General features: G+C 65.4%; 9 protein-coding genes. 1 reads left to right on the forward strand and 8 read right to left on the reverse strand.

Features of this window, described 5'->3' with window-relative positions; translation table 11 throughout:
• Positions 1 to 377: 377 nt before the first annotated feature.
• The gene (locus tag GBB14_RS05660; RefSeq protein ID WP_151529387.1) at positions 378 to 581 is read right to left on the reverse strand and encodes a cold-shock protein; all 204 of its coding nucleotides are present in this window, start codon (positions 579 to 581) and stop codon (positions 378 to 380) included.
• Positions 582 to 916: 335 nt separating this feature from the next.
• Here GBB14_RS05660 and GBB14_RS05665 point away from each other — a divergent pair, with 335 nt between their 5' ends.
• Positions 917 to 3259 carry a DEAD/DEAH box helicase gene (locus GBB14_RS05665; protein ID WP_151529388.1) on the forward strand — a complete coding sequence of 781 codons (2343 nt, stop codon included), beginning with the start codon at positions 917 to 919 and terminating at the stop codon, positions 3257 to 3259.
• Here the strand turns inward: GBB14_RS05665 and GBB14_RS05670 are convergent.
• Genes GBB14_RS05670 through ssd form a run of 7 tightly spaced genes read right to left on the reverse strand, consistent with a single transcriptional unit; the run spans position 3256 to position 7686 of the window.
• The gene (locus GBB14_RS05670; RefSeq protein WP_151529389.1) at positions 3256 to 3570 is read right to left on the reverse strand and encodes an Rv3654c family TadE-like protein; all 315 of its coding nucleotides are present in this window, start codon (positions 3568 to 3570) and stop codon (positions 3256 to 3258) included. The two genes, GBB14_RS05665 and GBB14_RS05670, sit on opposite strands and share 4 nt — an antisense overlap.
• Positions 3570 to 3920: a hypothetical protein gene (locus GBB14_RS05675; RefSeq protein ID WP_151529390.1), complete on the reverse strand. Its 351-nt coding sequence runs from the start codon at positions 3918 to 3920 to the stop codon at positions 3570 to 3572. The genes GBB14_RS05670 and GBB14_RS05675 overlap by 1 nt, the downstream gene beginning before the upstream one ends.
• Complete coding sequence (locus GBB14_RS05680; RefSeq protein WP_018019576.1) at positions 3895 to 4098, reverse strand: DUF4244 domain-containing protein; 204 nt, start codon at positions 4096 to 4098, stop codon at positions 3895 to 3897. The genes GBB14_RS05675 and GBB14_RS05680 overlap by 26 nt, the downstream gene beginning before the upstream one ends.
• 30 nt (positions 4099 to 4128) lie before the next feature.
• The gene (locus GBB14_RS05685; protein ID WP_151529391.1) at positions 4129 to 4677 is read right to left on the reverse strand and encodes a type II secretion system F family protein; all 549 of its coding nucleotides are present in this window, start codon (positions 4675 to 4677) and stop codon (positions 4129 to 4131) included.
• Positions 4678 to 4683: 6 nt separating this feature from the next.
• Positions 4684 to 5472 (reverse strand): type II secretion system F family protein, encoded by a 789-nt coding sequence (locus GBB14_RS05690; protein ID WP_151529392.1) that lies wholly within the window; start codon positions 5470 to 5472, stop codon positions 4684 to 4686.
• Positions 5469 to 6605 carry a TadA family conjugal transfer-associated ATPase gene (locus GBB14_RS05695; RefSeq protein ID WP_151529393.1) on the reverse strand — a complete coding sequence of 379 codons (1137 nt, stop codon included), beginning with the start codon at positions 6603 to 6605 and terminating at the stop codon, positions 5469 to 5471. The genes GBB14_RS05690 and GBB14_RS05695 overlap by 4 nt, the downstream gene beginning before the upstream one ends.
• A gap of 7 nt (positions 6606 to 6612) precedes the next feature.
• On the reverse strand, positions 6613 to 7686 hold the full coding sequence (ssd, locus tag GBB14_RS05700) for a septum site-determining protein Ssd (protein WP_151529394.1): 1074 nt from the start codon (positions 7684 to 7686) through the stop codon (positions 6613 to 6615).
• Between the last annotated feature and the right edge of the window lie 263 nt (positions 7687 to 7949).

Genomic DNA, 7949 nt, shown 5'->3' on the forward strand with positions numbered 1-7949 from the left:
GGCGGTGGTGCGCATGTAGCGGTCACTCCATGCCGCGGGCGCGTCCAAGACGCTCGCGCTACCACACGATCCGACCACGATGAACACTAGTCACATTCCACGCGTCACCGCGCAGACACATCTGCACCAGTACCCATCTTCTTTATCTGTGGTCATTTAGCGTACACAGTAATATATGGGTCTTCCACGGTGCTATCTGGGGTACCAGCAACGGGGGACGCCATGCGCTGGAACAAGCGCAGTACAGTCGGCGATCGTGCGAGCACTCCGGCAGCAGCGCCCGCTCCTGCACATGCCCTGCACGCACCACAAAAGCCCAGCGCATTACACGCTGGGCTTCAAGCAGAATCGACCCGAGGGCCGATACGCCAGGAGGTTTAGAGGGCAGTCACTGCCTGGGCCTGCGGCCCCTTAGCACCCTCGCCAATTTCGAACTCAACCTTTTGGTTCTCCTCGAGAGTACGGAAACCGCCACCCTGAATCTCGGAGTAGTGGACGAAGACGTCTTCAGAGCCGTCCTCAGGGGCGATGAAACCAAAGCCCTTTTCCGCGTTGAACCATTTCACAGTTCCCTGTGTCATAAAAACTAACTCAAATCTTTTTCTTGAAGTGCGATACGACCTAGCTCCTATTGCACGAGCCATGCCGGGAGGGCGTCTTATTCACCGGATTGTTCACAACGTGGTGTGGCGCTCTATGTGGCGCTTACAAACTCTTCGATTCCTCTGTGTGCCCACCAAGTGGGCTGGTCACATCTGATGCTTTTCAGCTATCAGAAAACGTCCGACCGAGTCCCAGTGTGTCATGTTTTTCAGCAAAGGGATAGTCTATATTTGAAAATTACCGCCTTTCCGCAGCTCAACGCGCTAATACTATTTTTTATAAGCACACAAAACCAACAGAAAGTGGCGCAGTTATGTCCTCTTTTGGTGCCGAACTCACCACCATCATCAGCACTGCGCTCCCCACCGCCACGCCCACGTTCATCGGCACCCGCCCGAGCCGGCTCGCCGCCTACCAAGACTGGCCCGACTGGGTGCTGCCAGAGCTACGCACCCACCTCGAACACGAGGGCATCACCCGCCCCTATGCCCACCAGGTGGAATGCGCCGAAGCGGTCCATGCCGGCCGCGATACCATCATCTCCACCGGCACCTCCTCGGGTAAATCCCTCGGCTATCTGCTACCCATCCTCAGCGCCCTCGCCGCCGATGATCGCGCCTGCGCGCTCTACATCACCCCCACCAAGGCCCTGGGCAATGACCAACTCCACACCGTAGCGCGGCTGTGTTCCACCATTTCTGCGCTTTACGACGTCGCCCCGCACCCCTATGACGGCGACACCCCCATCGACGCGCGCCGCCCCATCCGCGACGCCTCTCGCTTCGTGTTTAGCACCCCAGACATGCTGCACGCCTCCATTCTGGCCGCCCACGGCTCCTGGACCCGGCTGCTGCGCAACCTGCGCTATGTGGTGATCGACGAGGCCCACGTCTATCGCGGCATGTTCGGCGCCCACGTGGCGCTAGTCCTGCGACGGCTACGCCGGCTCTGCGCCCACTACGGCGGGCACCCCACCTTCGTGCTGGCCTCGGCCACCTCCCGCGACCCAGCGGCACACGCCAGCAGGCTCATCGATGTCCCCGACTTCGATATCACCAGTGTGGAGCACGATAGCGCGCCTGCGGGCGAGCAGACCATCATGTTCCTCGAGCCCTCCCTTCTCCCGAGTGAGGATGAGCGGCAACCGCCCCAGCGCCGATCCGCCAGTACCGAGGCCGCCGATGTGATGGCGCTGCTGCTCGCCGAAGGTGCTCGCACCCTGACCTTTGTGCGCTCCCGTCACACCGCGGAAACCGTGGCGCTACGCTGCGCCGAAGAGCTTATTCACGCCGGTCACCGCGACTATGCCCGCCGGATTGCCAGCTATCGTGCCGGCTATACCCGTGAGGATCGCCACGCCCTCGAACGGGCCTTGGACGAGGGGGAGCTGCTGGGCGTGGCCACCACCAATGCCCTCGAGCTGGGCATCGATATCGGAGGTATTGATGCGGTGGTCTCTGCCGGCTTTCCCAGCACCGTGGCCTCGATGTGGCAGCAGGCCGGCCGGGCGGGGCGCCGCGGCCAAGGCTCGCTCTATGTGCTGGTCGCCCGCAGCGATCCCATGGACACCTATCTCATCCGCCACCCCGAGGCCCTGCTCGAGCGCCCCTTGGAAGAACACGTCTTTGATCCCACCAATCCCTATGTGGTGAGCGAACATGTGCTCTGCGCGGCCGCGGAAAAGCCGCTGAACTTGGCGGATATCGACGCCTTGGGTGCGGGGCAGGTCCTTCCTCAGCTGGTAGAGGACCAGCTGCTGCGCCACCGCCATGGCCGCTACTACCCCGCCGATCCACGGCAGGTAGACACCATTCACAGCCAGGTGGCACTGCGCGGCAACAACGGCGGTGAGGTGCTCATCGTCGATTCCACCGACGGCCGCATGCTCGGCACCGTGGACCCCGCGCGCGCCCAAGCCCAGGTCTTTCCTGGAGCGGTGTATCTGCACCAGGGAGAAAGCTTCGTGGTGGATGAGCTCGATGTGGCCGAGAATCTCGCCCTCGTCCACCCCGAACAGCCCCCGTACTCCACCTTTTCCCGCAACTCCACCACCCTGCGGATCCTTGCTGCACCAGAGGAGGAGGCGCTGGTGAATTATGCGCCCGGGCTCTGGGTGGCCAACCTCGAGGTGGAGGTGACGAAGCAGGTGGTGGGCTATGTAAAGCGCTATACCAACGGCCAACCGCTGGAGGAGATTCCTTTGGAGATGTCTCCCCAGGTGCTGCGCACCCGCGCCGTGTCCTACACCCTGGATCCAGCGATTCTGCAGCAGCTCAACGTTTCCGCGGCGGAGGCGCCTGGGGCATTGCACGCGGCCGAGCATGCGGCCATCGGCATCCTGCCGCTGCTGGCCACCTGCGATCGCTGGGATATCGGCGGGGTATCCACGATGGAGCACCCCGATACTGGGCTTCCCACGGTATTTGTCTATGACGGCCACGAGGGCGGGGCGGGCTTCGCCGATACCGGCTTTCGCCGTTTCCCGGAATGGATCAGCGCCACCTTTGAAGCGGTCCGCTCCTGTCCCTGCGCCGAGGGCTGCCCCTCGTGTGTGCAGTCGCCCAAGTGCGGCAATGGCAACCAACCGCTAGATAAGGATGCAGCCATCGCTGTGTTGGGGGCGTTGGTGAGCATGACCGGCGCGGCAGGTGACTAAAGAGGCCCGGCGCGGGCCACAGCCTCTCGGCCGCGCACGACAGTGCGCACCACGATATCGGCGCCTTCCACTGCGCAGGAGCCGAGATCCGCGTTATTGTTGCGCGCCACCTCCCTCGCCACACTGCACCCATCGTGGCCGTCGCTATGCGCATAGGCGCCCGCCACGGCCGCCATATCGGCAGCGAGCTGGGCCTGATGCCGGGCGATGAGCAGGCTGCCCACGGTGGCCGTGCCCGCCACGATGCTGCACAGCACGGCGATCATGGCCACCAGCAGGACAGTGGCGTAGCCGCGTTCATCGCGCCACATCAGCTATCCCCTGGCGCGCCGCCGGCGGTGTATTCCACCGGAAAGCGGGCGGTGGCATGCAGGGTGCCGAAAGGAGAGGGCATGGCCGCAGTGGCCTCCACGATGCCGTTGCTGGAGGTGATCTGCACGCTTCCTCGGGGCGGCATGAAACTCTCGCCGATAGCGGCGGCACGGGCCGCGGCCCCTGCGGTATCGATGGCCGCAAGATACGCCGCCAACGCCATGACGCCGCTGATCGTGAGGGCAAACACCACCACCAGCGAGGCCAGCCCGAGGGCGGCCTCGATGGTGACGGAGCCGTCCTCCGCTGCGAGGAGCCGGCGGCTAGCTCGGGGAATTCGACAGCGCATCGGTGATGATGGATTCAATCGCGTCCGAGACCGCTCCAGAATTGATGACGAGGAATAACACCCCGGCAAGCGCGGCAGCCGCGAGGCTGCCCATGGCGTATTCGATGGTGCTCATCCCCTCCTCTTCGCGGTGGAGCTGGGCAAGACGGGCCTGGATGAGGTGATAGATGGTGTTCATGATGATGACTCCTTTAAGTGGTGGTGTGGGTTAAAACAAGGTGCTGGCGATATCAACGATGATGGGAATGAGTCCCAGAATGAGAAAGGCCGGAAGGAAACACACAGCGAGAGGGATGGCGATCACCACCCCGGCGCGCTCAGCGGCAGCGCGCTGGTTGTTTTCTGCTGTGTGCCGCACCGAGGCGGCGATCCTGTCGAGCCCGCTGGCAATAGAGGTTCCCCCGCGGCTGCTCAGCACCGCCAGCTCGGCGACGGGAGCGAACACGGAGTGGTGCAGGAAGGGCTGCCAGGATTTCTCGGCGCTGCAACCCAGTCGGAGCAGGGCTGCCACGGTGTCCCATAGCTGCCGGTCTGCGGGCGCGGCCACGGTGGCCACGGCGCTCACGGCAGCGGCATGGGACATACCGCCGCTGATGCAGGCCGCAAGAAGCTCAATGTCTGCGGCGCGATCCTGTGGCCTGACCACTGGGTCATCACGGGGGCGGCGATTTCTCGAGCTGGGGTCGGTGGCCAGTCGGGTGCGTGCTGTGGGCTGGGGATAGGCCAGCAGGGCGAGGGCGAGAAAGAGGAATGTCATGGTGGTTTAGGACCCCCGTGCGGTGTTGATGATCGAGTATGTCCAGAGGACACCGCTGCACATCAGTGCGGTGCCGAGCATGAGGAGCACCCCGCCGAGGGTGGTGCCACTGAGAAAGGCCAGCGGTGCTGCGCCCATCAGGGTGCCTAGCCCCACTCCGAGTGCAGGAAGCACGCTCAGGAGCACGGCGGTGGCCATCGGCCCTTGGAGTGCGGCCTGCACGGTGCTGTCATGGCGCTGTGCCTGATCGAGTTGCTGCTGGGTGCGCTCCAGCAGTGCCACCAATCCGATGCCGTGCTGCTCACTGAGCTGCCAGAGCGCCCCAATGCGCGCGAGCTCGGGAATCTCGGTGGCGCCGCTGAGCGCGGGGGCGGGGCTACGGCCGCCGCGGGCGCGGTTCACGGCGGCGGCTAGGGGCTGCGCGATGGGGGTGGCAGCGGCGGTCTCAGCGGCGGTCGCTAGGGCGTGGTGCAGGCTTGCCCCGGCGCGGATACTTGCCGCCAGCACCCCAGCGCACTGGCCGGCGGCCGCGGCGGCGCGCTGCTGCCGGCGCCGGCGGTGCATATCGCGAGCGACGTAGGCGATGGTCGCCACCACCACGAGCGCGGCGCAGGTGAGAGCCACCGCCCCGAGCGCACAGATGATGGCCACCATGACGATCGCGGCAAGAACCCAGCCGGCGCCGCCGCGCCGCCGTGGGGAGCGGTGCTGGATGCGCTGCCGCGGGCCCGCACCGGTGGTGCAGAGCAGGGCCGCAGCGAGGGCGAGCGGAGTTAGTGGCGCTATAGAGATCATGGCTGCCAGCTCTCCGCAATCGCCAGACCATCAGCTGCCGGATGGCGCGCATCCCAGATCACCTCGATGCGCACGGGCTCGGAACGCACCACACCGATTTGGCTGATGATCCGGCCCGTGGCGGTGCGCCGCATCGCGATCACTATCTCCACGGCGGCGGTGAGTTGGGCGTGCAGCGCCTCCCGCGACATTCCACCGAGGGCAGCCAGCGCCTCCATGCGGGCGGGCACCTCGCTGAGCGAGTTGGCGTGGAGGGTGCCGGCGCCGCCCTCGTGGCCGGTATTGAGCGCGGCCAGCAGGTCGACGATCTCCGCGCCGCGGATCTCTCCCACCACAATGCGATCGGGCCGCATCCGCAGCGCCTGGCGCAGCAGATGCGAGAGCGTGATCTCCCCACGGCCTTCCGCATTGGCCCCCATGCTCACGAGATTCACCACATGCGGATGCGCTGGCGACAGCTCGGCGGTGTCTTCGATACAGATGATGCGCTCACGCGCATCCACCTCGGCGAGTAGAACTGAGAGCATGGTGGTTTTCCCGGAGCCGGTGCCGCCTACCACCACAAAGGATTTCCGCGCCGCCATCATGGCCTGTAAAAACTCAGTGACCTCCGCCGGCATGGTGCCGCGTTCTTCTAGCTCCGTGAGGGTGGCGGCCGCCGAGCGCAGCAGGCGCAGGCTGAGAAGCGGGCCGGTATCGCTCGGTGGATCCAGCAGGGCGTGCACTCTGATGGAGCTGCCATCGGCACGCCGTAGCTTCCCATCGGCATAAGGCTGGGCATCATCGAGGCGGCGGCCGCAGGCGACAGCCAGGCGTGTCGCTAGGGCGCGAATCTGTTCGGGCGAGTCGAAGCTCAGCGCGGCGTGTTCCATGCCGTGCCCGCGATCGAAATAGATGCGATCTACCCCGTTGACCACCACATCGGTAACTCCCTCGAGACTGCACAGCCCTTCGAGGATGCCGACGCCGGTGGAGTCATGGCGCAGCTTCTGCAGCAGGGTGAATACTTCTCGATCAGAGATCACTCCCGCTTCTTGGCGGATGAGCTCCGCGATCACCGCGGCCTCGGGCTGGGGCTGTTCGGAGGCAGCGAGCCGGGCGTGCACGGCATCCAGGATGCGTTCGCTATTCATGGCCGCCTCACCACTGCTGTCCGCGCTGCTGGGTGTGCTCTATATCCGTGCAGATATCCTCCACCGCCCGGGCGAGGATCCGCGGGCAGCGGCCACGCAGCCCGCCTTGTTCGAGTTGTTTGGCCACCCCGGTGCTGCAGCGCACATCCGCGCTGACGTTAATACCCGCCACGGACTCCACCTCAGCTGTGCTTAAGGAGGCCCAGGTGCGGCTGATGGTGACAAAACTTAAGGGCACATGGGCGCGGCGGAGCTGCGGCAATTGCGCGGCCACGGCACAGACACCACGCACCTCGCGGGGAATAATCACCACGAGATGATCGAGAGCGGCCACAATGTCGGGGTCCAGGGCGTCCACTCGGGGCAGATCCACCACCGTATAGCCCTCTTCGCGCAAGGTGCGCAGGGCACCAAGGATGGTGTCGGTCGATGGCGGCGGGCCAGCACCGCGATCGCGGCGGTGGCTGACACAGCTGGCGGCGGCGGTGGGCAGCACGGCGCGTACATCGGCGGCGGCGAGATCGCCCTGGTTGAAGTCCAGCTCATCCCAGCGCGGGCCCGGTTCCTCCTCCACTCCGAGGGTGAGATCCATCCCGCCACTAGGGTCTGTATCCACCACCGTGGTGGGGGCGCGCTGCGCGAGCTGCACGCCCAGCGCGCCGGCAAAGGTACTCACGCCGCAGCCACCGACGCAGCCTGTCACCCCCACCACCAGCCCCTCCTCGCTGCGCGTATCCCGCCCGAGGTCGGTGAGCAGGGATGCCGCCTCGGCAGGCAGGGCATAGGCCTGCTCAGCGTGAATCTTCATCGCCAGCTCGAAGTTCACCGGCGTCTGGTCTGCGGCAACAAGAAAGACCTTGTCGCGGCGCGGCTGGGGGCGCTCCAGCAGGAACTGGGCACCCTGTTCATCCACCAAGATGGCAAAAGCAGCATGGTGGTGACGCGCCAATTCCTCGGCAGTGGACACCTCCACCACCTGGCGGACGGTCGCGGCGGCGATATGAATGGCCTCGGGGTGGACGAGAGGATCACAGACGGCGATAACAACGGGGGCTTGGGACTGATCACGGGTGGCGCTCATGGCCCCAGAGTGTGGCGCAGCACGCGCACCACGTCGCCCCCTCGCACCTAGGGGCTGTGCATAACCTTCTGCCGCGGCGAGTTATGCACAGCGGCGTGTGGCCGCCGGTGCGGTGGGCGGGTTGTTCCACTAGCGTCAGCGGGTTGGCCCCGCGCGGGCAAAATCAGGAAAGAAGGACGGCCCCAAAAAAATTAAGAGACGGCCCGCGCGGGATGGGGGGTGGTATGCGCGGGCCGTCTGCGGTTACCCGGCCACTGGGGGGG

The organism is Corynebacterium sp. 51B (genome assembly GCF_008930785.1).
GTDB classification, from domain to species: domain Bacteria; phylum Actinomycetota; class Actinomycetes; order Mycobacteriales; family Mycobacteriaceae; genus Corynebacterium; species Corynebacterium megadyptis.